Origin of the sequence: Methylorubrum pseudosasae (assembly GCF_029504475.1) — a bacterium.
Classification (GTDB): domain Bacteria; phylum Pseudomonadota; class Alphaproteobacteria; order Rhizobiales; family Beijerinckiaceae; genus Methylobacterium; species Methylobacterium extorquens.
In genome coordinates this window covers 2,409,452-2,431,435 of the sequence record NZ_JAQGDU010000002.1, presented here as the reverse complement: position 1 = coordinate 2,431,435, position 21,984 = coordinate 2,409,452, and the positions used below count along the sequence as shown (strand labels likewise).

General features: G+C 71.1%; 23 protein-coding genes. 6 read left to right on the top strand and 17 right to left on the bottom strand.

What is annotated here, in order from left to right; genetic code table 11:
- Positions 1-11 precede the first annotated feature (11 nt).
- Positions 12-860 carry a TVP38/TMEM64 family protein gene (locus M2437_RS12310; RefSeq protein WP_076642165.1) on the top strand — a complete coding sequence of 283 codons (849 nt, stop codon included), beginning with the start codon at positions 12-14 and terminating at the stop codon, positions 858-860.
- Between the two features lie 173 nt (positions 861-1,033).
- A complete protein-coding gene (locus tag M2437_RS12305; protein ID WP_253387574.1) occupies positions 1,034-2,518 on the top strand; it encodes a sensor histidine kinase in 1,485 nt (494 codons plus the stop codon).
- A gap of 64 nt (positions 2,519-2,582) precedes the next feature.
- Here M2437_RS12305 and M2437_RS12300 read toward each other — a convergent pair whose 3' ends face one another.
- The 3 genes from M2437_RS12300 to M2437_RS12290 form a co-directional block, all read right to left on the bottom strand.
- Complete coding sequence (locus M2437_RS12300; protein ID WP_309247830.1) at positions 2,583-3,323, bottom strand: carbonic anhydrase; 741 nt, start codon at positions 3,321-3,323, stop codon at positions 2,583-2,585.
- 308 nt (positions 3,324-3,631) lie between these two features.
- Entirely contained in the window at positions 3,632-5,209 is a 1,578-nt protein-coding gene (locus M2437_RS12295; protein WP_253387572.1) for a DHA2 family efflux MFS transporter permease subunit, read from the bottom strand.
- A 211-nt stretch (positions 5,210-5,420) separates the two neighbouring features.
- Positions 5,421-6,626, bottom strand: coding sequence for an HlyD family secretion protein (locus M2437_RS12290; protein ID WP_056464507.1), 1,206 nt, complete (start codon positions 6,624-6,626; stop codon positions 5,421-5,423).
- Between the two features lie 140 nt (positions 6,627-6,766).
- Here M2437_RS12290 and M2437_RS12285 point away from each other — a divergent pair, with 140 nt between their 5' ends.
- Positions 6,767-7,429: a TetR/AcrR family transcriptional regulator gene (locus M2437_RS12285; RefSeq protein ID WP_253387571.1), complete on the top strand. Its 663-nt coding sequence runs from the start codon at positions 6,767-6,769 to the stop codon at positions 7,427-7,429.
- Between the two features lie 6 nt (positions 7,430-7,435).
- On the opposite strand, the gene M2437_RS12280 is transcribed toward M2437_RS12285, so the two are convergent.
- Positions 7,436-9,199 (bottom strand): acyl-CoA dehydrogenase, encoded by a 1,764-nt coding sequence (locus tag M2437_RS12280; RefSeq protein WP_253387570.1) that lies wholly within the window; start codon positions 9,197-9,199, stop codon positions 7,436-7,438.
- A gap of 109 nt (positions 9,200-9,308) precedes the next feature.
- Here M2437_RS12280 and M2437_RS12275 point away from each other — a divergent pair, with 109 nt between their 5' ends.
- Positions 9,309-10,298, top strand: coding sequence for an L-threonylcarbamoyladenylate synthase (locus tag M2437_RS12275; protein WP_253389620.1), 990 nt, complete (start codon positions 9,309-9,311; stop codon positions 10,296-10,298).
- A 43-nt stretch (positions 10,299-10,341) separates the two neighbouring features.
- Here the strand turns inward: M2437_RS12275 and M2437_RS12270 are convergent, their stop codons facing one another.
- The 6 genes from M2437_RS12270 to M2437_RS12245 all read right to left on the bottom strand — a co-directional run bounded on the left by M2437_RS12270 (position 10,342) and on the right by M2437_RS12245 (position 15,641).
- A complete protein-coding gene (locus M2437_RS12270; protein WP_253387569.1) occupies positions 10,342-10,938 on the bottom strand; it encodes a hypothetical protein in 597 nt (198 codons plus the stop codon).
- 266 nt (positions 10,939-11,204) lie between these two features.
- Positions 11,205-12,968 carry an ATP-binding protein gene (locus tag M2437_RS12265; RefSeq protein ID WP_253387568.1) on the bottom strand — a complete coding sequence of 588 codons (1,764 nt, stop codon included), beginning with the start codon at positions 12,966-12,968 and terminating at the stop codon, positions 11,205-11,207.
- Positions 12,958-13,293 carry a circadian clock KaiB family protein gene (locus M2437_RS12260; protein WP_253387567.1) on the bottom strand — a complete coding sequence of 112 codons (336 nt, stop codon included), beginning with the start codon at positions 13,291-13,293 and terminating at the stop codon, positions 12,958-12,960. Before M2437_RS12260 ends, M2437_RS12265 begins: the two co-directional genes overlap by 11 nt.
- Complete coding sequence (locus M2437_RS12255; RefSeq protein ID WP_015824232.1) at positions 13,290-13,697, bottom strand: circadian clock KaiB family protein; 408 nt, start codon at positions 13,695-13,697, stop codon at positions 13,290-13,292. The genes M2437_RS12260 and M2437_RS12255 overlap by 4 nt, the downstream gene beginning before the upstream one ends.
- A complete protein-coding gene (kaiC, locus tag M2437_RS12250; protein ID WP_015824233.1) occupies positions 13,694-15,421 on the bottom strand; it encodes a circadian clock protein KaiC in 1,728 nt (575 codons plus the stop codon). The genes M2437_RS12255 and kaiC overlap by 4 nt, the downstream gene beginning before the upstream one ends.
- Positions 15,411-15,641: a hypothetical protein gene (locus M2437_RS12245; RefSeq protein ID WP_277570294.1), complete on the bottom strand. Its 231-nt coding sequence runs from the start codon at positions 15,639-15,641 to the stop codon at positions 15,411-15,413. The genes kaiC and M2437_RS12245 overlap by 11 nt, the downstream gene beginning before the upstream one ends.
- A gap of 196 nt (positions 15,642-15,837) precedes the next feature.
- Here M2437_RS12245 and M2437_RS12240 point away from each other — a divergent pair, with 196 nt between their 5' ends.
- Positions 15,838-16,224, top strand: a complete 387-nt coding sequence (locus tag M2437_RS12240) for a response regulator (protein WP_012255255.1) — start codon at positions 15,838-15,840, stop codon at positions 16,222-16,224.
- Between the two features lie 26 nt (positions 16,225-16,250).
- Here M2437_RS12240 and M2437_RS12235 read toward each other — a convergent pair whose 3' ends face one another.
- The 3 genes from M2437_RS12235 to M2437_RS12225 are packed head-to-tail and all read right to left on the bottom strand — an operon-like array spanning position 16,251 to position 18,616.
- Positions 16,251-17,597, bottom strand: coding sequence for an ATP-binding protein (locus tag M2437_RS12235; protein WP_253387565.1), 1,347 nt, complete (start codon positions 17,595-17,597; stop codon positions 16,251-16,253).
- On the bottom strand, positions 17,594-18,259 hold the full coding sequence (locus M2437_RS12230; protein WP_253387564.1) for a response regulator transcription factor: 666 nt from the start codon (positions 18,257-18,259) through the stop codon (positions 17,594-17,596). Before M2437_RS12230 ends, M2437_RS12235 begins: the two co-directional genes overlap by 4 nt.
- Positions 18,260-18,283: 24 nt before the next feature.
- Positions 18,284-18,616 (bottom strand): PepSY domain-containing protein, encoded by a 333-nt coding sequence (locus M2437_RS12225; protein WP_253387563.1) that lies wholly within the window; start codon positions 18,614-18,616, stop codon positions 18,284-18,286.
- Between the two features lie 166 nt (positions 18,617-18,782).
- On the opposite strand from M2437_RS12225, the gene M2437_RS12220 reads away from it, so the two are divergent.
- Positions 18,783-19,418 (top strand): thermonuclease family protein, encoded by a 636-nt coding sequence (locus M2437_RS12220; RefSeq protein ID WP_253387562.1) that lies wholly within the window; start codon positions 18,783-18,785, stop codon positions 19,416-19,418.
- A gap of 15 nt (positions 19,419-19,433) precedes the next feature.
- Here M2437_RS12220 and M2437_RS12215 read toward each other — a convergent pair whose 3' ends face one another.
- Genes M2437_RS12215 through M2437_RS12200 form a run of 4 tightly spaced genes read right to left on the bottom strand, consistent with a single transcriptional unit; the run spans position 19,434 to position 21,977 of the window.
- Positions 19,434-19,727 (bottom strand): hypothetical protein, encoded by a 294-nt coding sequence (locus M2437_RS12215; protein WP_253387561.1) that lies wholly within the window; start codon positions 19,725-19,727, stop codon positions 19,434-19,436.
- Positions 19,727-20,077, bottom strand: a complete 351-nt coding sequence (locus tag M2437_RS12210) for a DUF3325 domain-containing protein (protein ID WP_253387560.1) — start codon at positions 20,075-20,077, stop codon at positions 19,727-19,729. The genes M2437_RS12215 and M2437_RS12210 overlap by 1 nt, the downstream gene beginning before the upstream one ends.
- The gene (locus M2437_RS12205; protein ID WP_253387559.1) at positions 20,074-21,666 is read right to left on the bottom strand and encodes a PepSY-associated TM helix domain-containing protein; all 1,593 of its coding nucleotides are present in this window, start codon (positions 21,664-21,666) and stop codon (positions 20,074-20,076) included. The genes M2437_RS12210 and M2437_RS12205 overlap by 4 nt, the downstream gene beginning before the upstream one ends.
- Positions 21,663-21,977 (bottom strand): iron transporter, encoded by a 315-nt coding sequence (locus M2437_RS12200; RefSeq protein WP_253387558.1) that lies wholly within the window; start codon positions 21,975-21,977, stop codon positions 21,663-21,665. The genes M2437_RS12205 and M2437_RS12200 overlap by 4 nt, the downstream gene beginning before the upstream one ends.
- Positions 21,978-21,984 lie beyond the last annotated feature (7 nt).

Here is a 21,984-nt window from a genome sequence, read left to right as displayed (position 1 = left end):
GAGGCAGGCCGATGACGCCAGGGGGCGGGGAGGGCGATCGTCCGAAGGACCGGCGCGACGACGCGGCGATCCGGCCGGATCCTGCGGCCGGGCCGCCGGGGCCGCGCAGGCCCTGGCTGCGCTGGCTCCCGCTCCTGGCGCTGGCCCTGCTCTCCGTCGGCATCCTCGCCTCGGGCGGGGCCCGCTTCCTCGATCTCGACCGGCTCTCCGAGTCGCGGGTCTGGCTTCAGGGGCTCATCGCCGAGGACCGGGTGCGGGCGATCGCGCTGGCCTGCCTCGCCTATGTCGGCTCGGTGGTGGTCTCCCTGCCGGCGACGCTGGTGCTGACCGTGCTGGCCGGGCTGCTGTTCGGCCCCGTGACGGGGGCCCTGATCGCCATCGCCTCGTCCACGACGGGGGCGGCGATCGTGTTCTCGGTCGGGCGCTACGCCGCCGGCGACCTGATCCGGCGCAAGGCCGGGCCGCGGGTCGGCCGCTTCGCCGACGGGTTTCGCCGCGACGGCTTCGGCTACATCCTGATCCTGCGGCTCCTGCCGATCTTCCCCTACTGGATCACCAACCTCGCCCCGGCGGCCTTCGGCGTGCCGCTGCGCACCTTCGCGCTCGCCACCCTGCTCGGCCTCACCCCGGGGGCCTTCATCTATGCCGGTCTCGGTGCCGGCCTCGAAGACCTGCTGGCCACCCGCGACGAAGTGAAGGCGGCCTGTCTCGCGGCCGGGGGGGCGGATTGCTCGAAGGGCATCGATCTCCGCGCGCTGGTCACGCCCGGCATGGTGGCCGCGCTGGCGGCCTTGGCTGGATTTGCTCTTTTGACAGTTTATCTCCGTCGATGGCTTGAGCGGCGGACGCTTCGCGCATAAGACTTGCGCACAAGCGAATGGCGCGTCGCCGGATCGTCGTGCAACTTGTGCGACACAGGAGAAGCCGATGGCAGAGGCGCGCCCTTCGAACCGCAATGGGACGATACAACGAAGGGTGATGCTTGAGACGGCCCCGCCTTCCGTTTCCCGGCCGGCAGCCCGAGTCGGCGGACATGGCGCAGAATGATCTGGCGGCGATCGCCGCCCTGCCATGGCACAGCGAGGCAACGGCTACGACCGCGCGGTCGCCCGGCCGGCTCGGCCTGTCCGGCCGCCTGTTCCTGCTGACGGTCGCCTTCGTCGTCCTGGCCGAGATCCTGATCTACGTCCCGGCTGTGGCGACCTACCGGATGTCGCGGCTCTCCGACCGCGTCGCGGCGGCACGGGTCGCCGCCCTCGTGCTGAACGCCGCCCCCGAAGGGCAGGTCCCCGACGAGACCGCCCGGCGCCTGCTCATGGGGGTCGGTGCCCGCGCCATCGCCGTGCGGGTCGGCGAGACGTGGCGCTACCTCACCGACGGACCGGTGCCGTCGGTGGTCGCCGAGACGGTCGATCTGCGCGAGCGACGCCTGACGGGCTCGGTCGCCGGCACCTTCCGGACGCTGTTCCTTTCCACCGAAGCGCCGATCCGGGCGATCGGACCCGGACAGGACGGCTTCGACGCCGTCGAGGTTCTGCTCGACGAGGGGCCCCTGCGGGCGGCCCTGGCCGATTTCTCGCTCCGGCTGCTCGTCGCCTGCCTCATCATCGCGGCCCTGGCCGCCGGGCTCGTGTTCTTCGTGCTCCAGCGGGCGATCGTGCGGCCGGTGGTCCGGCTCGCCCGCGACATCGCCGCCTTCGCCGACGACCCCGAGCGGACCGACCGGGTCGCCCGGCGCACGGCGCGCACCGACGAGATCGGGGAGGCGGAGAACGCGCTTGCCCGGATGCAGGTGGCGCTTGGCGGCGAGCTGCGCCAGCGGCGGCGGCTGGCCGAACTCGGCCTCTCGGTGAGCAAGATCAACCACGAATTACGCAACCTGCTGACCACCGCCCAGCTTCTCGGCGACCGTCTGGAAAGCGTCTCCGATCCCCTGGTGCAGCGCGTCGCGCCGCGCCTCGTCGAGACGCTCGACCGGGCGATCCGCTTCTGCGAGGCGACGCTCGCCTATGGCCGTGCCACGGAGCCGAACCCGCAGCGGCGGATGGTGGCGCTCGGCCCCCTGCTCGAGGAGTTGACCGACCTCGCCGACCTGATGCCGGCCGCCTGCATCCGCGTGGAGGTGCGCGCGACGCCGGATCTCGAGATCGACGTCGATCCCGAACAGCTCCTGCGGGCGCTGACCAACCTCGTGCGCAATGCGGTCCAGGCCCATGCGGCGGCTCGGACCGCGGAGGGCAGCGTGCTGATCGAGGGCGTCCGCAGCGGGGCGCCCGGCGCGGGTTCGGTCACCATCCTCGTGAGCGATAACGGCCCCGGCGTGCCCGAGCGGGCGAAGGCCAACCTGTTCGCCGCCTTTCAGGGCTCGACCCGGGCCGGCGGCACCGGGCTGGGCCTCGCCATCGCCTCGGAGCTGGTGCGCCTCAACGGCGGCACCCTCTGCCTCGACGAGACCGCGGGCGGTGCCCGCTTCCGCATCGTCATCCCGGATCGCGCTGCGCGGGTGAAGGCGGCCTAGAGACGATCGTCTTCATACCCGCGGTGCGAGCCACCGCTCCGGGATGCCGGGTGCGGACGGCGTCTCAGATATTTTCCATCCACTCGACCTGACCGTCGGAGAGGCCGTAGCGGGAACCCACGACCTTCACCTTGCCCTGCTTGAGCGCGTCCTGAATCACCAAGCTCTGCGTCGTGAGCCGTTTCGCGACGCGGCGCGCGTTGCTCCGCACGGACGCTTCGAGGAGGTCGCCGCCCTGGCTCCTGGCCTCCAGCACCGCCGGCACGATGGGCTGCACCATCTCCCCGATGACGCCGGGGAAGGTTGCGTTCTTCTCGACGACATCGACGGCGGCCGCGACGGCGCCACAGGACTGATGGCCGAGCACGACGACGAGGGGGACGCCGAGGACCCCGACGGCATACTCGATGCTGCCCAAAGCCGCCGTATCGACCGTGTTGCCGGCGTTCCGGACGATGAACAGCTCGCCGAGCCCGCGGCCGAACAGGATCTCCGGCGAGACCCTGCTGTCGGAGCAGCCCACCAGAACGCAGAAGGGGGCTTGGCCGCGGGCGAGTTCGAGCCGGCGTTCGCGCCCGTTGGCTGCTAGGGAGGGCGCCTCGTTCCTGAAGTTCTCGTTGCCTTCTTTCATCAGCCGGAGCGCGTCGGCCGGAGACAGCGACGTCTTCGCCATGGGCGCCGCAGCCCGCACGACACCATTCGGCAGAGCGGTCGCAGCGAGGAGGCCCGCTGCTCCGAACAGGAGACGTCGGCGGCCGGCATGCGGCGGACGTGTCTCGGCGCAGCAATCGCAAGTGGCGTGCATGAAGGCGGATCCCCTCGCTCCGAAAGAGTTTCGCCGTCCGCGGCCCGCTTCGACGGCGTTTCGGACGGCCAATGCACCTCATCTATTCTTCGGGCGTGGCGCGGCAATCAGCAGGCGCGAGCGATTGAGTGCGATTTTCGATGAAACAATCCGCCGGAACCTCCCTGATCGCTTCGCCGAACTCTTCTCTCATATGGCCAAAAACGCTTCAGTCCGTGGAGCGGCCACACACGAACCTTTCGACGCCATTCCGAATACCCTCCTTCGCACGGCGAACCCGTCCGGGCGCGCCGTCCCGAAGAAATCCCTCAATGCCCCGCGCCGGCCGGCGCCGCCGTGCGCGGACGCCGGATCAGGGGCGTGCCGCAGGCCATGGCCAGGAACAGCACGGTGAGGACGAGGAACACGTCCTCGAAGCTCATCACCAAGCCCTGAGTCCGCACGGTGTTGTTGAGCGCCTTCAGCGCCATGCCGTTGGCGTCGCCCCCGAACACCTCGAACTGGCGCCGCATCGCATCGAGCCGTTCCAGCGCGGCGCTGTTGACCCAGGTGAAGCGCTCGTGCAGCCGCGCGAGATGGAGGTCCCAGCGCGCGTTGAGCACCGTGTTGATGAGGGCGAGGCCGACCGCGCCGCCGAGGTTGCGCGTGAGGTTGAACAGGCCGGACGCGTTCTTCATCCGCTCCGGCGGCAGGGTGCCGAGCGCGATGTTGTTGATCGGGATCATGCACAGCATCAGGGAGCAGCCGCGCAGCACCTGCGGCCACAGCAGCTCCCAGAAGTCCCAATCCTTGGTCAGCCCGGTGACGATCCAGGTCCCGACGGCAAAGCCGGAGAAGCCCATCGCCATCATGATGCGCGGATCGAGCTTGGCGGAGAGCTTTCCCGCGATCGGCGCGGTGGCGAACATGCACAGGCCTGAGACGAACATCGTCTCGCCGATCTGCAGCGCCGAGTAGCCGCGCACGCGGGCGAGATAGACCGGGTAGAGGTAGGTCAGGCCGTAGAGGCCGATGCCCATCACGAAGCTGAAGACGCAGCCGGCCGCGAAGTTGCGGTCCGAGAAGGCGCGCAGGTCGACGATCGGCTGGCGCGCGGTGAAGACGCGGGCGAAGAAGGCCAAGCCCGACACGACGCAGACGAGTGCGCAGACGAACACCGCCTCGTCCTGGAGCCAGTCGTGGTTCGGGCCCTCTTCCAGCACGTATTCGAGGCAGCCGAGGAAGCCCGCCATGAAGGCGAGCCCGGCCCAGTCGAAGGACTTGAGCAGGTCGAAGTTCGGCCGGTCGAAATCGATCAGGAGGAAGGTCGAGATCGTGACGAAGATGCCCGGCACGATGTTGATGAGGAACAGCCAGTGCCAGGAGAACAGGTCGGTGAGGTAGCCGCCGATGGTCGGGCCGATGGTGGGGGCGAGCGTCGCCACGAGGCCGATCATCGGCGAGACGATCGAGCGCTTGGAGGGCGGGAAGATTGTGAAGGCCGCAGCGAACACGGTCGGGATCATGCCGCCACCGATGAAGCCCTGGAGCGCGCGCCAGACGATCATTTCGCCGATCGACGAGGAGGTGGCGCACATCAGGCTCATCAGCGTGAAGCCGGCCGCCGAGATCGAGAACATCCAGCGTGTCGAGAGCACCCGCGACAGGGTGCCCGAGAGCGGGATCGAGATGACCTCGGCGATGAGGTAGCTCGTCTGCACCCAGGGGATCTCGTCGCCGGAGGCGGAGAGGCCGGCCTGGATCTCGTTGAGCGAGGCCGAGACGATCTGGATGTCGAGGATCGCCATGAACATCCCGAACACCATGCACAGGAACGCCACCATGCGGCGGCGGTCGAGGGGCGGGTCGGCGGCAGGGCTTGCGGCGAGGGTCGCGCTGGCGGCCATGGGGCGCCTCGGTGACGGTTCGAGGGTGAGTTCCACCCGGCGACCTCATCCTGAGGTGCCCGCGAAGCGGGCCTCGAAGGAGGGCTCCAGGGACCGCAGCGCGATCTGAAGGGCTCCTTCGAGGCCTCCGCTTTCGCTCCGGCACCTCAGGATGAGGGCGTGGGTGGGGCGAGCGGTTGCGCCGGCCGGCTCTTGCTGACCGGCCCGAGTCTCAGGGCCGGGCGGCGAGCCGCTGCACCGGTGCGTCGGCACCCTCGCGGGTATCGACCTTCACCACCACGGACAGGCCGGGCCGCAGCAGGCCCTCGCGGGCGACATCCTCAGGCACGTGGACGCGCACGGGCAGGCGCTGCACGATCTTGGTGAAGTTGCCGGTGGCGTTGTCCGGCGGCAGCAGGCTGAAGACCGAGCCGGAGGCGGGCGAGAGCGATTCGACCGTGCCGACGATGTCGCGGTCGGGATAGGCGTCCACGTGGATGTGGACCTCCTGGCCGGGCCGGACGCGGGCGAGCTGCGTCTCCTTGAAGTTCGCATCGACCCGCACGCTCTGCAGCGGCACCAGGGCGGCGATGCGCGAGCCCGGCGAGACATAGGCCCCAGCCTCCACCGCCTTGTTGCCGACGACGCCGTCGAAGGGCGCGCGGATCACCGCGAAATCGAGGTCGCGCCGCGCGCGGTCGGCGGCGGTGCGCAGCTCCGCGGCGAGGTTCTGAGCCTCGCGTGTCTGCGCCTTCAGCACTTCGACATTGGCCCGCGCGGCGACGAGGGCGGCCTCGGCCGACTTCACCGCCGCCTCGGTGCGGTCGCGATCGGCCTTGGCCTGATCAAGCCGGGATTTCGCGACGAAATCGGCCTGCATCCCCGTGGCGCGGGCGTAGTCGGCCCCGGCCCGCACGGCGTCGGCCTTCGCCGCATCGATCTGCGCTGCGCTCTGCAGCACCTGCGCCTGCGCCGCCTCGGCCTGCCGGCCGACACGGGCGATGGTGCTCTCCTGCGTGGCGAGCTTGTCCGCGGCGGCCTTCAGGGCGAGGCGGTAATCGCCGTCGTCGAGCCGGGCGATCACGTCGCCCCGCTTCACCGCCTGCCCGTTCACCACGGGCACCGCCGCCAGATAGCCCGACACCTTGGCGGCGAGCACCGAGATATCCGCCTGCACGTAGGCGTCGTCGGTGCTGACGAAGAAGCGCCCGAGCGTCCACCAGTCCCAGCCGGCATAGGCGCCGCCGCCAAGCGCTGCGCAGAGCACGAGGCCCAGCACCGCGCGCCGCAGCGGCCGGCGCGGCTTGGCGGGGGAGGGCGGCACCGGCTCGGCGACCGGGGCGGGGCGCATGGCCGGCGCCCGGCCGGACTCGGCCCGCGCCTCCTCGGCCGTCTCAGGGGCGGCCTCCGACCGGCCGGAATCCTCACGCAGCGACATCGCTGACATCCCAGACATGCATTGACCGAACCGTTCGGTCATTCGACGGGCCGAGTTGACGCCGCCCTCATTCGAGAGCTAGCTAACACTGACTGAACGGTTCGGTCAATGCGAGCGAGTTGGGGTAAGCGGGTCAGGCCATGGCGGGTGCGGCGACACAGGAGCGGGGGCCGGCGGCCCCGCAAGCAACCCTATCGGGCGAGAGCGACAAGCGCCGGCAGATCCTGGAGGGCGCGCGTCAGGTGTTCATGGCCTCGGGCTTCGACGGGGCCAGCATGGGCGAGATCGCCAAGACCGCGAACGTCTCGAAGGGCACGCTCTACGTCTATTTCGACAGCAAGGAAGCCCTGTTCGAGGCCCTGACCACCGAGGCGAAGGCGGGTTTGGCCGAGAACCTGTTCCGGCTCGACGAGGACGACCCGGATGTCCGCGCCGTGCTGACGCGGCTCGGGACCAGCTACCTCACGATGATGGCGCGGCCGGAGCACGTCTCGATCATCCGCATGGTGATGGGCGCCTGCGAGAAATTCCCCCGGTTCGGGCAGGCCTTCTACGAGGCCGGACCGGCCTGCGGGGTCGGACGGCTGAAAGCCTATATCGACGCCCAGGTCGCCGCCGGGCGCCTGCGCGCCGACGACACCGATCTTGCCGCCAAGCACTTCCTCCAGCTCTGCCAAGCGGGAATGCTGACGCGCCTGCTGTTCAATGTCGGGCAGGCACCCGACGAAGCGGAGATCCGGCACCGGGTCGCGGAGGCGGTGCGGGTGTTTTTCTCGGGGTATGGCCCCGGCGCGGAGCGCTGAGCGGGTTCACCCCGCAAGCGCGAAGGCGGGATCGTCGGCGAAATCGCCGCCCGAGAGAATCGACTGCTCCAGGCCGCCTGCCGCCGGCAGCAGGTTCTCGGCAAAGAAGCGGGCGAGCGCGATGCGCGCGGCGTGGGCCGGATCGGTCTCGCCGGCCTTCACGGCCGCGCTCGAAGCCAACCCCGCCGTCGCGAGGCAGGCCGCGCCCTGCACGAGGCCGAACAGGCGCAGATACGGCGTCGCACCGGGCAAAGCCTCCTGCGGCCGGTTCGAGGCCAGCGCCTTGAGCAGGAAACTCGTCGCCCGGTCGAGGCTGCCGATGCCGTCCCGCAGGCGCGCCGCCGCGTGGCCAAAGCCGGGCGCGCCGTCCTTCAAGAGCCCCTCCGCCACACGCCGCATCGACGCGATCTGCGCGCCGACCGTGGCGCCGCCGTTGAGCGGCAGCTTGCGGGTGACGAGGTCGATCGCCTGGATGCCGTTGGTGCCCTCATAGATGCCGAGGATGCGGGCATCGCGCATGAGCTGAGCCGCCCCCGTCTCCTCGACGAAGCCCATGCCGCCATGGACCTGAACGCCGAGCGAGGTCACCTCGTTGGCGATGTCGGTGGAGAAGGCTTTGGCCACCGGCGTCAGCAGCGAGGCGCGGTCATGCGCCGCCTTTCCCTCGGGTCCATCAGCGGCGTCGAGGCCTTGGGCGGTGAGGTAGCAGATGCCGCGAGACGCCGCCGTGTAGGCCTTCATCGTCAGCAGCGTGCGCTGGATGTCGGCATGCGCCACGATGGCGCTGACCGGCTCGGGCGAGCCCGGCGCCCGGCCCTGGCGGCGCTCGCGGGCGTAATCGAGGGCCTTCTGATACGCGGCTTCCGCCACGCCCACGCCCTGCAGCCCGACATTGAGCCGGGCCGAGTTCATCATCGTGAACATGCAGGCCAGCCCCCGGTTCTCCTCGCCGATCAGCCAGCCAGTCGCGCCGCCAGCGTCACCAAAGGCCATGGAGCAGGTCGGCGAGGCGTGGATGCCGAGCTTGTGCTCGATACCCGAACACCGCAGGTCGTTGCGGCTCCCGTCCGGCAGCACCTTCGGCACGAGGAACAGCGAGATGCCGCGGGTGCCGGCCGGCGCGTCCTTGATGCGGGCGAGCACGAGGTGGCAGATGTTGTCGGCAAGGTCGTGCTCGCCATAGGTGATGTAGATCTTGGCGCCCGTAATCCGGTAGCTGCCGTCGCCGTTGGCCTCGGCGCGGGTGCGCAGAGCCGAAAGGTCCGAGCCCGCCTGCGGCTCGGTCAGGTTCATGGTTGCGGTCCACTCGCCCGAGACGAGCTTTTCGAGGTAGCGCCCCTTCAGCGCGTCGGAGCCGTGGGCGGCCAGCGCCTCGACGCCGCCGGCGGTCAGTAGCGGGCACAGGCCGAAGGCGAGGTTGGCCCCGTTCCACATCTCGGTGCAGGCGGCGGCGATCAGGTGCGGCAGGCCCTGCCCCCCGTAATCGGGCGCGGCGAGCACGCCGTTCCAGCCGCCCTCGACGAAGGCGCGGTAGGCTGACGCCCAGCCCGGTGCGGTGGTGACGCGGCCGTCCGAGAACGGCGTGCCGTGGCGGTCGCCGACCCGGTTGAGCGGAGCGATGACGTTTCCGGCGAGCCGGCCCGCCTCTTCGAGGATGGCGACCGCATCGTCCGGGCCGATCTCGGCCCCGCTCTGCGCCAGCACGGCGTCGAGCCCCGCGACGTGGCGGAGGGTGAAGGCCATCTCCTCGACGGGCGCGCGATAGCTCATGACCGGTACACCGCTCCTCCCGCCGCGCGTCGAGGGGGCGGCGATCCCGTTTGACGGCTTGCGGCTGAAGGGTCTACGGCCGGCCGTTCTTCCTCGCATCCACTCCGATATGGACGCCGTACCGTCAACCATCCCCACGCTGCGCCTGGCGGCCGACGCGGACGGCCTCGCGCGGGCGGCCGCCCTGCTCCGGGCGGGGCGCCTCGTCGCCCTGCCGACCGAGACGGTCTACGGGCTCGGGGCCGACGCCACCGACCCGGAGGCGGTGGCCGCGATCTATGCCGCCAAGGGCCGCCCGCGCTTCAACCCGCTGATCGCCCATGTCGCGACGCCCGAGGCTGCGTTGGCCGAGGGCGTGTTCGACGAAGCCGCCCTCCGCCTCGCGAAAACATTCTGGCCGGGGCCGCTGACCCTGGTGGTGCCGGCGGCACCCGGCGGCTCGGTCTGCGATCTCGCTCGGGCCGGGCTCGACTCCGTGGCGCTCCGCGTGCCGGCCCACGACATCGCCCGCGCGCTGCTGGAACGGGTCGGGCGACCGGTGGCGGCGCCCTCGGCCAACCGTTCCGGACGGGTGAGCCCCACCAGCGCCGACCATGTGCTGACCGATCTCGACGGGCGCATCGCGGCGGTGCTCGACGGGGGCGAATGCCCGGTCGGTGTCGAATCCACCGTGGTCGCCTGTCTCGGCGGCTCGCCCCGGCTGCTGCGCCCCGGCGGGGTGACGCGGGAGGCCCTCGCCGCCGTGCTGGGCTTTGCTCCCGAAGCGGCCGGCGATCCGGGCTCGCGGCCCGTGGGTCCCGGCCTGCTCGCCTCGCACTACGCCCCGCGGGCCGGGGTGCGGCTCGAGGCCAGGACCGTCGAGCCGCGTGAGGCGGTTCTGCTGTTCGGCGCCTTCCGCCCCGCTGGGCTGGACCATGCGGCGGCGGTCGAATCCTTAAGCGAGCGCGGCGATCCGGCGGAGGCCGCCGCCCGGCTGTTCGGGGCCCTGCGCCGGCTCGACGCCTCGGGCGCACCGACCATCGCCGTCGTCCCGGTGCCGGAAGAGGGGCTGGGCGAGGCGATCAACGACCGCCTGCGCCGGGCTGCGGCGCCGCGCTAAAGTCCGCGGCCGTTCATTACAGCAGGGCTCCGCCTTTCAGAGATCATCCGAAGTAGGTGAGAATCAAAAGCCGCAGGCGTGGGATGATCAAGATCTCGCTTTCACGTCCTGTTGTGAAAAACGCGCCCGGCTGACGAGCCGCTTCGGTGACGACATCGGTATCGAACTGGCGGGCGCTCTGTTTCAAACATCCAAGCGCCCCGGCCCATTTGCCATCGCCGATCCAAGTGCTCGGCACGGGCGTCTCCTGCCAGGGCTGATAGGTAAAGTAATGTTCCTCGGGGCTATTCTCGTAGCCGCGTCCGATGCGGGCCGATCCGAGATGCGCCAGACCTTGTGCTGCAATCTGTTCAGCCGCCGAGTCGGAGAGTCGAAAGGCGACCCCACCGCAGGCTTCGCGGGTGATGGGCAGGAACAGACTCAACAGACTCGCATCCGAACCTTCGGCAACCATGGTCGTGATGCCGATCTCCGCCGGAATCGCTCGCCGATAGTGGGACGCGGATTGCTCCGCGAACGGATCGGCAAACGGAACACGGTGCAGCAATGCCCATGCGCCCAGCAGCATCGCTCCGTTCAATGTCAGGAGAAAGCCGAGGCCGCCCAACGTCCGCAGCGTCCAGCGTGTTGCCTTGTTCATCCTGCGGCCCCGACTCGGAACGACCTGCCGCAGCCTACAACCAATCCCCTTCCAAAGGGCTTTGGGAGCCATCGTGCTTCGGCCGTTCCGAAGCGGAAAATCGGCCTCCGAACTTCCTGCATTTTTTGCGGAACCAGACGGCCTTCGGCGCATTGTCCGATCACGAAGGCCAGTTCAGCCCCCAATGGCCTTTTCCCTTCAAGGCTCGGAGCAATCCGAGCCTTTTTTCTTGCCTGCCGCGCAAGCCGCCGCGAGCGAAGGGAAAATCACCGCGCCCGCGTGGCGCGCCGCTGAATCGCCCGGCGCAGGATGCGCGAGAGATCCTCCACCGAGTAGGGCTTGTGCAGCAGCGGGAAGCCGTGGTGTCCGTCCTCGGCCAGCACGTGGCTGTAGCCGGAGGAGAGCACGATCGGCATGCCGGGCGTCCGCCCCAGGATCGTGCGGGCGAGTTCGACGCCGTTCATGCCGGGCATCACCACGTCGGTGAACACCACGTCGAAGCGCTCCGGCGTCCGGTCGAGTTCGGCCAGCGCCTGCTCCGCATCCATCGCCCAGACGGTGCCGTAGCCGAGTTCGGCCAGCGCCTGCGTCGCGAAGGCGCCGACCTCGCGGTTGTCCTCGACGAGGAGCACGCAGGTGCCGTGGCCGGGGGCCAGCGGCTCGGGCTCGTCGGCGGACTCGACCATCGTCGGGGCAACCTTGGCCCGCGGCAGGAACAGGGTGAAGGTCGTGCCCTGTCCCAGCACGCTCTCCACCGCGATGTCGCCGCCCGATTGCTTGGCGAAGCCGAACACCTGGGAGAGCCCGAGCCCGGTGCCCTGGCCGACGCCCTTCGTCGTGAAGAACGGCTCGAAGATCCGCGACAGGTCGGCGGGCGCGATGCCCGTCCCCGTGTCGGAAATCGCCACCGCCACGAAGTCGCCGGGCACGGCCGGATGGGTGCGCAGGGCCGGAATCTGCCCGGCATGGCCGACGCGGATGGTGAGCGTGCCCTCGCCGTCCATGGCGTCGCGGGCGTTGACGACCATGTTGACGAGCGCTGTGTCGAACTGGCTCGGATCGGCCTCCACGAGGCAGGCGAAGGGCTCGCCCGCGGCGTCGAAACAGGGCTCGATCAGGGTCTTCACCTGGATGCGCGCGCCGGTGAGCGTGCCGACCATGTCGGCCACCGACGCGACGCCGCGGCCGGCATCGAACACCTCGGGCTTCAAGGCTTGGCGCCGGGCGAAGGCGAGGAGCTGGCCGGTCAGCTTGGCCGCGCGTGCCACCGTGTCGGAGATGGCATCGACATAGCGGCGGCGGCGCTCCTCGGCGAGATCGGGGCGCTTGAGCAGGTCGGTGGAGGACTTGATGACGGTGAGCAGGTTGTTGAAGTCGTGCGCGACGCCGCCGGTGAGCTGGCCCACCGCCTCCATCTTCTGGCTCTGGCGCAGCGCCTCCTCGATCCGCTCGCGCTCGGCCACCTCGGCACGCAGGCGCTCGTTGGCCTCGGCGAGTTCGTGCAGGCGCAGCCGCTCCGCCGTGAGGTCGGTGATCACGCCGCAAAGGAGCAGGGTGTCGCCGTCGCCGTCGAGGCGGTTCAGCGACAGGTAGGCCGGGCGCTCGACCCCCGCCTCGTCGCACAGGGCGATCTCGCCGCGGGCCGGCATCCGCGCCGCCTGCGTGATCAGGGCGGCGAGCGCCGCGTCCTGGCCCCCGGCGGCGAAGCGCGCGAAGGGCTGGCCGATCAGGCGCTCCTGCGGGGTGCCCAGGGTCTCGGCGAGCCGGCGGTTGCAATAGAGCAGCGTCCCGTCCGGCCCGAGGGTGAAGGCCCCCTCCTGGATCTGCTCGATCAGCACCCGGTAGGGCCGATCGGCATTCTCCAGGGTGTAGACCAGCCGCTCGCCGCCCGGACCCTCGACCACGATCGCATCGAAATCGCCCCGGCGGATCGCCGCCAGGGTGTCCTCGAGCTCCTCCAGCCGCGTTTCCAGCGCGCGGATGCGCGCCTGCGCCTCGTCCAAGGCCGTGGCGTCGGGCTCAGTGCTCATCGGCGGCCCCGCCGAGTCCAAGCGCGCCGAATCCAAGCCCGTCGAGGACATGCCGCTCGTCGCTCAGATCGCCGGTGATGCGCCGGGCGGGGAGGGGGGAGAGCCGCACCAGGGTCGGCGCCGCGACCACGCCGTCGGCGCCCGCGAGCGCCGGTTGCTGGTAGATATCGACCACTTCGAGGTCGCACGCGCCCCCGAGCCGATGCTCGCACAGGCGGCGCACGCTCTCGATGCTGCGGGTCGAGCGCGGCGAGGTGCCGGCGACGTAGAGGCGCAGCCGGGTGCGCCCGGTCTCCCCGTGGCCCGTGATGTCCACGCCGCTCAAATGCCGTCCACCTTCGCTGCGGGATTCTTCTCGGCGAGGTTCTGGGGCCGGATATCGAGGCCGACCAGCACCTTCTCGGTGTTGGACAGGTCGCCGATGATGCGCTTGAGCGGCGCGGGCAGGCGGCGCACCAGGGTCGGGATCGCCAGGATCTGGTCACCGGCCGCGAGCTGCGGATTCTTCATCAGGTCGATGACCTCGATGTCGTAATGGCCGGCGAGGTGCTCCTCGCAGAAACGCTTGAGGTTGGCCATCGCCGTCAGCGACTTGGCGGTCTGCCCGGCGACGTAGAGGCGCAGGTGGTAATGGCCCTCGTCCACCGTACCCTCGTCCACCGTACCCTCGTTCACTTGGCCGGCGGCTTCGGCGTCGAGGCCGTCCTCGGTTGGTTCGGAGCCGCTCATCGCGTGCCTCCCCGGCGGGTGGAGAGGATGCGCCGCTCGCTCGTCAGCATCGCCTCGCGCATCTCGTCCTCGCTCAACAGCACCGCCTCTTCCTCTGCCGCGGCTTCCAGGGTGGCGCGCAGTTCGTCGATCTGGCGCTCCAGCGACTGGCGCCGCCGCTCCGCCTCGCGCCGCCGTCGGCGGCTCTCCTGCTCGCGGCGCAGAACGGCGGCGGCTTCCTCCGCCTCCTGCACGACGCGGGCGGTGCCCGTCAGCACGCCCGCGGGGCCGATATAGGCCTCGACGAGGGCGATGCCGTCGCCCGACATGCTGAACTCGCGCACTTGGTTCGAGTGGCGCATGCCGCGGGCCTTGATGACGTAGAGCGTGCGCGAGCGCTCGCCGTTGGCCTCGATGTTGAGGAGCTTGATCCAGGCATCCATCAGCGAGGAGACGCCGATATTGCTGTCGTGGTCGAGGCTGCCATCCTCGCGCAGGCTCGTGAACACCGCGGTGATGCCGCGGCTCTTCAGCATGTCGACCATGCGCAGCATCGTCGCCTGAAGCTCGGCCGGCGGGCCGCGCAGGGCCGAGAGCGGATCGACCACCACCACGGTGGGCGCGAAGCGGTCGATGTCCCGGTGCATGCGCGCCAAGTGCATTTCCAGGCCGTAGAGGCTCGGACGCGCCGCCTCGAAGCGCAGCAGGCCCGCCTCGACATGGCGGGCGAGGTCGAGGCCGATCGAGCGGGCGTTGCGGATGATCTGGTCGCCGCTCTCCTCGAACACGAAGGACATGCAGCGCTCGCCGCGCGCGCAGGCCGCGGCGATCATGCTCGACGTGATCATGGTCTTGCCGGTGCCGGACTCGCCCGACACGAGGATGCTGGTGCCGCGGTGGAAGCCGCCGGGTTCGAGCATCGCGTCGAGGCCGGGGATGCCGGTGGAGGCCACGCCCTCGGCGATGGTGTAGTCGAGGTCGGCCGCCGTGACCGGCAGGACGCTGATGCCCTCGGCATCGATCAGGAACGGGTACTCGTTGGTGCCGTGGGCCGAGCCGCGATACTTCACCACGCGCAGGCGCCGAGTCGTGATCTGGTCCTCGACGCGGTTGTCGAGCAGCACCACGCAGTCAGAGACGTATTCCTCCATCCCCTGGCGGGTGAGCTGGCCGTCGCCGCGCTCGCCGGTGATGATCGCGGTCAGGCCCCGGTCCTTGATCCAGCCGAACAGGCGGCGGAGTTCGGCCCGCAGCACCGTTTCGTCGGAAAAGCCCGCGAACAGGGTCTCGATCGTGTCGAGCACGATGCGCTTGGCGCCGATCGAATCCACCGCGAAGCCGAGGCGGATGAACAGGCCTTCGAGGTCGTACTCGCCGGTCTCCTCGATCTCGCTGCGCTCCACCCGGACGTGGTCGATGGCGAGCTTGCCCTGCGCCACCAGCCCGTCGAGGTCGTAGCCGAGGGAGGCGACGTTGGCGACGAGATCCTCGGCGCGCTCCTCGAAACTCATGAACACGCCGGGCTCGCCGAAGCGGGTCGCGCCGTTGACGAGGAAGGTGGTGGCGAACAGCGTCTTGCCGCAGCCGGCCGCGCCGCAGACCAGCGAGGGCCGCCCCTTCGGCAGGCCGCCGAAGGTGATGGTATCGAAGCCGTCGATGCCGGTGGCGACCTTCGCGAGCGCGGGAGCGCTCTTCGAAGCGTCCTTGGAAGTGCCTTCGGGCGGGCTCGCGGATTCAGACGCCAAGGCAGGTCTCCAGGACGATTTCTTCCCCGGCCGTCATCGGGGGCAGCCCGTCCGGTCCGCTGTCCAGGCGCAGGATCGTCATGGGGGAGCGCTGCAGCCGGGACACGAGGAAGGGGGCGGGCGCCGGCAGCGGCGCCGGTCGCAGGCGCCGACGGGAGGGGGCGGAGGCGTCGTGAGGCAAGGGCGTCGTCATGAAGGTGTCATGGCGGGCCTCGAGCACCCGATTCCCGGCTCCCGTAATGCAAAGGCCAGGGGGTGGCAATACACGGCCCGGCGAGCGCCCGGCCGACCCGCCGGGCCGTGATTTATGTTCGATATTTCTTCGAATCTTCTGCGGCTCCGCTGAAACCAATCGCCGCGCGGACACTTTGAGGAAAGCCGCTTCCCATCAACCCGCTACAGCTCGCTTGACCCCCATGTCCTGTCTGTCCGAGCCGACCGATCCGTCCTCCGCCCCCCGCATCCTCGTCGTCGAGGATGAGTGTTTCGTGCGCATGGTGGCCGTCGACATGCTGGAGGATGCCGGCCTGCCGGTGGCCGAGGCGCCGGACGCCGACGCGGCCCTGCAACTCTTGGAGGGGAAGGCCCAGGCCTTCGGCGCCCTGTTCACCGACATCGACATGCCGGGCTCGATGGACGGGCTGACGCTGGCGGCGCGGGTGCGGGCGCGCTGGCCGCATATCCGCCTCGTCGTCACCTCGGGCCGGGTCCGGCCGCGCGCCGACGACCTGCCCGATGCGGGTTTCCTGCCGAAGCCCTATGGCCGCTCCGATCTGCTCGGCGCCCTCGGCCGGGCCGCCTGACGGCATCGCTCCGGCGCCGGCCTCAGTCAGGCCGCCGGAACCGGCCAGCGCATCTCCACCCGCAGGCCACCGAGTTCGGAGCGGCTGAGGCGCATCCGCGCGCCGACAGCCTCCGCGAGGTCACGGGCGATGGCGATGCCGAAGCCGGTGCCAGGCCGGCTCTCGTCCCAGCGCCGGCCGCGGGCGATGCCGGCGATCGCCGCCTCGCTCATGCCGGGGCCGTCATCCTCCAGCACCAGACGGTGTTCGCCGCCCTCCGCGCCTCCCGAGACGCGGATGCGGCGGTGGGCCCATTTGCGGGCGTTGTCGAGGAGGTTGCCCAGGATCTCGGTGAGGTCGCCCTCGTCGCCGGGAAAGGCGAGGTTTTCCGGGACTGCAATCTCCCAGCGCAGGGCCTCCCCCTCGGGCAGGCGCTTGAGGGCGCCGACGATGCGCGCCAGTGCCGGTCCGACCGGGCAGGCGCGCCGCCGTAGGCCCCCCGAGGCCGCCCGCGCCCGGGCGAGCGTGCGCTCGACCTGCCGGCCCATGGCGTGCGCCTGCTCGGCGATCTCGGCCGCGAGCGCAGGGTCGGCGGCTTCCGTGCGGCGCGCCAGCGCGTCGAGCACCGCGAGCGGGGTCTTGAGGCCGTGGGCCATGTCCCCGGCGCCCGTGCGCGCTCGCTCCAGATCGCGCTCCTGCGCGTCGAGCAGGCGGTTGAGGTCGGCCACCAGCGGGCGCACCTCCTCGGGAAAAGTGTCGGGCAGCCGCGCCTGCGTCCCGGCATGGATCGCGGCGAGATCCGCCCGCAGGGTCCGGAAGGGCGCCAGCGCCCGGCGCACGAACAGCGACATGGCGAGCGTCAGCGCCGCGAACAGCGCGCCGAGCGAGGGCACCAGCAGGCGCAGGAAGGTCGTGCGGCTCTGGGCGAGGTCGCGGCGGTCCTCGGCCACCGTGACGGCGAGCGCCACCGTGCCGCCGTTGCCCGGGATCGAGACCCGCCGGGTCACGGCGATGAGCCGGCCGCCATCCGGCCCGGCGAGGTCGCCGACCGCCGGCTCCTCGGACGTATCGGGCAACGTGCCGAGGCTCCGGTCCCAGAGCGAGCGCGAGCGCAGGGCGGTGCCGCCGGCGCGCTCGACTTGCCAGTAAAGGCCGCCATAGGGCGTCGAGAAGCGCGAATCCGGCGGCTCGCGCGGCAGGGTCAGGGCCCCGTCCGGCGCCAGGGCGACCTGCCCGGCGATGAGCTTGGCGGTGCGGTCGAGGCCGTCGGCGGTGCGGGCGTCGAGCACCCGGTTGAAGATCAGCGTCAGCCCGATCCCTGCCAGCACGAGCGCCAGGGCGATCAGCCCGGCGGCGGCGAGCCCGAGCCGTAGGCGCAGCGAGCCGCTGTTCACGGCGGATCGGACGGCACGAGGTAGCCGTGGCCGCGGCGGGTCTCGATGATGCCGGGGCCGAGCTTGCGCCGCAGCCGGGTCAGCAGGGCCTCCAGCGCATTGGCCTCGCGGTCGCTGTCGCTGCCGTGGAGATGGTCGAGCAGCTCACCCGCCGCCACGACCTGCCCCTGGCGGTGGAGCAGGAAGGCGAGCAGGCGGTATTCGAGCGCGGTGAGGTCGGTCTCGCGGCCCGAAACCGAGACCGCGCGGGTGCGGGTGTCGAGTTCGACCGCGCCGGCCCGCAGGACGGGGGAGGCGTGGCCGGCGGTGCGGCGCAGGATGGCGCGCAGCCGCGCCACCAGCTCCTCCATCCGGAACGGCTTGACGAGGTAGTCGTCGGCGCCCGCATCGATCCCCTCGACCCGCTCGCGCCAGCCGTCGCGGGCGGTGAGGATCAGCACCGGCAGGGCGACGTCGGCCCCGCGCAGGCGGCGCAGCACGCCCAGCCCGTCGAGGCGCGGCAGGCCGAGGTCGAGCACCATGGCGTCGTAGGTCTCGGTCTCGGCCCGGAACCACGCCGCCTCGCCGTCGCCGACGATCTCGGCGACGTAGCCGGCCCGCTCCAGACCCTCGCTGATATCGGCCGCGATGCGCGGCTCGTCTTCTACGACGAGGATGCGCATGTCGTCCCTGGAAGCGCGTGGGCCTCAATCATCGTCGTCCACGTCGAGGAGCTTGAGGGAGCTGGCATCGATCTTCACGTCGCGGCGGCGCCCGTCGGTGCCGAGGATGCGCAGCTTGTAGAGCCAGCGCCCGTCGTCGCGCTTGAGGTCGAGCGCCACCACGTCCCCCGGCACGGCGGCGCGGGCGGCGGCGAGCACGGCGTCGAGGGGGCGAATCTCGCCCCGCTCCAACGCCCGCCGCGCCCGCTCGCCGTCGTCGTCGGCCCGCGCCGGCACGGCGCCGAGAGGCACGGCACTCAGAGCCGGGATCAGCGCGACGAGCGCGAGGACGAGCGGGCGAAGCGGGAAAGGGGACATCGGGACACGAACCATGGCGCGACGCGAAAGAGCCGGAGTCCGGCTGACGCGAGGCTGACAGGCGGCGTCAGGCTCGCGCGAAGGGGGGCCTGCGAGAAGGCGGCATCGACGGCGCAGCGGCTCTGAGCGGCGCGCCGACCACCCTCTTCCCGCGAGACCCCTTCCGATGTCGCTCACCGCCACCATTCTGCTGATCTACGCTGCCTGCCTCGCCGGTACCATCGCCAGCCCGGCTCGATCCCACAATGATCACCCCCACGACGATCGCGCCTCGGAAGGACCGGGCGCCCGGCGTCTGCTGGCCGCGCTCCTCGTTCCTGCGCTGGCGCTGCTCGCCGGATTGCAGGCCCCGCCGGCCCGGGCGGGCGAGGCCGCGCCCCGGATCGTGAGCGGCCCCGCCACGGTGATCGACGGCGCGACCCTCGACCTCGGCGGCCGGCGCCTGCGGCTCTACGGCATGGATGCGCCCGATCTCGACCAGACCTGTTCCGACGGGCACGAGCGCGACTATTCCTGCGGCCGCGCCGCCGCCGCGGCCCTGACGGCGCGGATCGGCGGGGGAAACGTCACCTGCGAGCTGCGCGAGGCGGATGGCAGCGCGACCGCCCTTTGCCGTCGCGACGGCGAGGACCTCGCCGCCTGGATGGTCGCCAACGGCTACGCCATCGCCGACCGCAGCGCGCCGGCCGCCTACGAGGCTCAGGATCGGCGCGCCTGGGGCCGCCGTGTCGGGTTGTGGTCGGGCGTGTTCGAGATCCCCGCCGACCGGCGCCGGATGCGCCGCGCCAGCGCCTCGCTCTGAGGCGTGATCGCGGCGTCACCCGCGCCGGGCGAGCCCGCCCGCGTAGTCGCGCAGGGCCGCCGCGACCAGGGCGGCGACCTGCGCCTCGGTCTTCGGCGCGCGGATCACGAGGCTCGCCATCACCTCCGGATGGACCCGTCGCTGCTTCGGCGTGCGGGCATGGTTCGACAGGCGCAGGCGCTCTGGCCCATCGCCGCGGGCGAGGTAGCGGCTGTCGCCGCGGTCGTTCCGGGCAGTCTCGTGGAAGCCCTGCGCTTCGAGCAGGCGGCTCGCATGGGCGAGTGCCTCGAGCGGCGGGAGCGGGCGCATCAGGCCGCGACGGCCAAGACCGCCAGCGGCAGGGCCGAAGCGGCCAGCGCTGCGAGCGCGGCGGGGGCGACGTAGCGCGGCCGGTAGGACAGGAGCAGCACCAGCGCGAGCGCCGCCCCGGTCAGTGCGCCGATCCACTGGACGGGACCGAAGGCCCAGCCCTCCCACAGCCCGGCGACGAAGAAGGAGAGGGCGATGGCCCCCCAGCCGAAGGCGCGCAGGCGCAAAACCGCCGCCCGCTCCGCCTTGCGGTCGAAGACCTCCGCATGATGCCGGTTGAGACTCAGGCAGAGCGCGGCGAGCGCGGCGAAGCTCAAGGACAGATTCACGGCGAGAACGAGAGGCGTCATGCGTGGGTCGGCTCGGGGCGCCGCGCGGGCTGGCGGGCGGGGGAGGCGGGAACCGCGGCCGGCTTCGCAGCGCGCTTGGGCGCCTCGTAGCGCAGGATCTTGCGGGCAGCGACGGCGAACAGGGCTGCAAGCAGCAGCATCGCCCCGTCGAACCAGACGAAGAGCGGGTCGCCGCCGCCCAGCCGCAGGGGATGGTCGGGGATCGTCAGGATGTCGGCTGCGACCACCGCGACGCAGAGCACCGACACGGCGGCCAGACCCTCGCACCACGCCCGGCGCTGCGGACGGACGAGCGGCACCAGGGCGGCGACGATCCAGGCGCCGAAGAAGACGCGGATCTCCCAATCCTCGCGCCCGGCGAGGCCGACGGGCAGGAGCCGGTTGGCGATGAAGAAGCAGGCGATGGCCGCCGGCAGGCCGGCGATGCTGCCGACATTCAGCGCCTGGACCAGCCGCAGGCCGAAGAAGGGCCGCTCCCCCGGCTTCGGCAGGCGGGCCAGCGACCAGAGCACGACGCCGGTCGCGACCATGGCGCAGCCCATGACCCCGCACAGGAAGAACACCAGCCGCAGCAGGGTGCCGGCGAAGTGCGCCTCGTGCAGGCCGGTCATCACCGTGAAGGTCTTGGCCGCGGGCTTGAGGCCGCCGTCGCGGACCTCGAGGATTTCGCCGCTCACCCCGTCGAAGGCGATTTGCGGGTGCTCGTGCGAGAGCCCGTGCGGCTCCTCGAACACCGCGACCACGGTGGCGTTGGCGTCGCCCGGATTGACGATCGTGAGCCGCTCCAGCGGCTCCGGCCGGGTCGCGACCGCCCGCTCCACGATCGGCCCGAGCGGGGCCAGCGCGGCGGCCTGCTTCGCGGGCGGACGCGGCGTCGTAATCCAGTTGGCTTCGGTGAAGAAGGTCTGACTGTTGCCCTTGTAGGCGGTGTTCACGCCCCAGGGCATGTAGAACGTCGCGAGGGTGACGATCCCGGTATAGGTGATCATCACGTGGAACGGCAGCGCCAGCACGCCGGTGACGTTGTGGGCGTCGAGCCAGCTGCGCCGGGGCGCCTTGTCGCGGCGGAAGGTGAAGAAGTCGGCAAAGATCCGCTTGTGGGTGACGATGCCGGAGATCAGCGCCACCAGCATGATCATCGCGCAGAGGCCGACGACCCAGCGCCCCCAGAGCGGCGGCATGTGCAGCTCGAAATGGAAGCGGTAGAGGAAGTCGCCCCCTTGCGTGTCGCGCACGGTGGACTCGGTCCCAGTTCGCGGATCGAGCAGGACGTGGCCCGGACGCTCGCCCGGCCGGGTGCGCCAGAACAGGTCGAGCACCGGCTTGTCGGGCTGCGGCAGGCCGACGAACCAGGTTCGCGCCTTGGCCGCGTGCTGGCCGAGATAGGCCACCGCATGCTCGGTCGCCGCTCCGAGGGCGGCCGCCTCCACCGGCTCGACGCGCGTGAATTCGGGGCGCATCCAGCGGGAGATGTCCGGCCGGTAGTAGCTCGCGGTGCCGGTGACGAAGATCGCGAACAGCACCCAGCCGACGATCAGGCCGGACCATGTGTGCAGCCACGCCATCGACTGGCGGAAGCTTCCCTTCATGGCGCGGATCCTCCCATCGCCAGCCAGAGGAGGGCGCCGAGCACCAGGGCCGTGCCGGCCACGGTGAGCAGCGCCCGCAGCAGCGTGCGCGTCGCGAAGACGAGCACGACGATGCCCGCCATCACGGCGAAGCTGAGCAGGGTCGCCGTCGCCACCGCCTCGGAGCGCGCCATCGGCAGGGTCAGCGACAGCAGCGCGGTGGCGAGCGCGGCGATCCCGTAGCCGCCGCCCGCCGCCAGCACGACCCGGCTGGCCACGGAGGCCCGCTCGAGCGCCGTCGTCCTGCCTTGCGCCCTGCCTTGCGAAGCCATGCCGGCC

Coding starts and splice junctions, on each gene's coding strand:
- M2437_RS12310 (WP_076642165.1), top strand. CDS start 12: ATGACGCCAGGGGGCGGGGAGGGCGATCGTCCGAAGGACCGGCGCGAC.
- M2437_RS12305 (WP_253387574.1), top strand. CDS start 1,034: ATGGCGCAGAATGATCTGGCGGCGATCGCCGCCCTGCCATGGCACAGC.
- M2437_RS12300 (WP_309247830.1), bottom strand. CDS start 3,323: ATGCACGCCACTTGCGATTGCTGCGCCGAGACACGTCCGCCGCATGCC.
- M2437_RS12295 (WP_253387572.1), bottom strand. CDS start 5,209: ATGGCCGCCAGCGCGACCCTCGCCGCAAGCCCTGCCGCCGACCCGCCC.
- M2437_RS12290 (WP_056464507.1), bottom strand. CDS start 6,626: ATGTCGCTGCGTGAGGATTCCGGCCGGTCGGAGGCCGCCCCTGAGACG.
- M2437_RS12285 (WP_253387571.1), top strand. CDS start 6,767: ATGGCGGGTGCGGCGACACAGGAGCGGGGGCCGGCGGCCCCGCAAGCA.
- M2437_RS12280 (WP_253387570.1), bottom strand. CDS start 9,199: ATGAGCTATCGCGCGCCCGTCGAGGAGATGGCCTTCACCCTCCGCCAC.
- M2437_RS12275 (WP_253389620.1), top strand. CDS start 9,309: ATGGACGCCGTACCGTCAACCATCCCCACGCTGCGCCTGGCGGCCGAC.
- M2437_RS12270 (WP_253387569.1), bottom strand. CDS start 10,938: ATGAACAAGGCAACACGCTGGACGCTGCGGACGTTGGGCGGCCTCGGC.
- M2437_RS12265 (WP_253387568.1), bottom strand. CDS start 12,968: ATGAGCACTGAGCCCGACGCCACGGCCTTGGACGAGGCGCAGGCGCGC.
- M2437_RS12255 (WP_015824232.1), bottom strand. CDS start 13,697: ATGAGCGGCTCCGAACCAACCGAGGACGGCCTCGACGCCGAAGCCGCC.
- M2437_RS12240 (WP_012255255.1), top strand. CDS start 15,838: ATGTCCTGTCTGTCCGAGCCGACCGATCCGTCCTCCGCCCCCCGCATC.
- M2437_RS12230 (WP_253387564.1), bottom strand. CDS start 18,259: ATGCGCATCCTCGTCGTAGAAGACGAGCCGCGCATCGCGGCCGATATC.
- M2437_RS12225 (WP_253387563.1), bottom strand. CDS start 18,616: ATGTCCCCTTTCCCGCTTCGCCCGCTCGTCCTCGCGCTCGTCGCGCTG.
- M2437_RS12220 (WP_253387562.1), top strand. CDS start 18,783: ATGTCGCTCACCGCCACCATTCTGCTGATCTACGCTGCCTGCCTCGCC.
- M2437_RS12215 (WP_253387561.1), bottom strand. CDS start 19,727: ATGCGCCCGCTCCCGCCGCTCGAGGCACTCGCCCATGCGAGCCGCCTG.
- M2437_RS12210 (WP_253387560.1), bottom strand. CDS start 20,077: ATGACGCCTCTCGTTCTCGCCGTGAATCTGTCCTTGAGCTTCGCCGCG.
- M2437_RS12205 (WP_253387559.1), bottom strand. CDS start 21,666: ATGAAGGGAAGCTTCCGCCAGTCGATGGCGTGGCTGCACACATGGTCC.
- M2437_RS12200 (WP_253387558.1), bottom strand. CDS start 21,977: ATGGCTTCGCAAGGCAGGGCGCAAGGCAGGACGACGGCGCTCGAGCGG.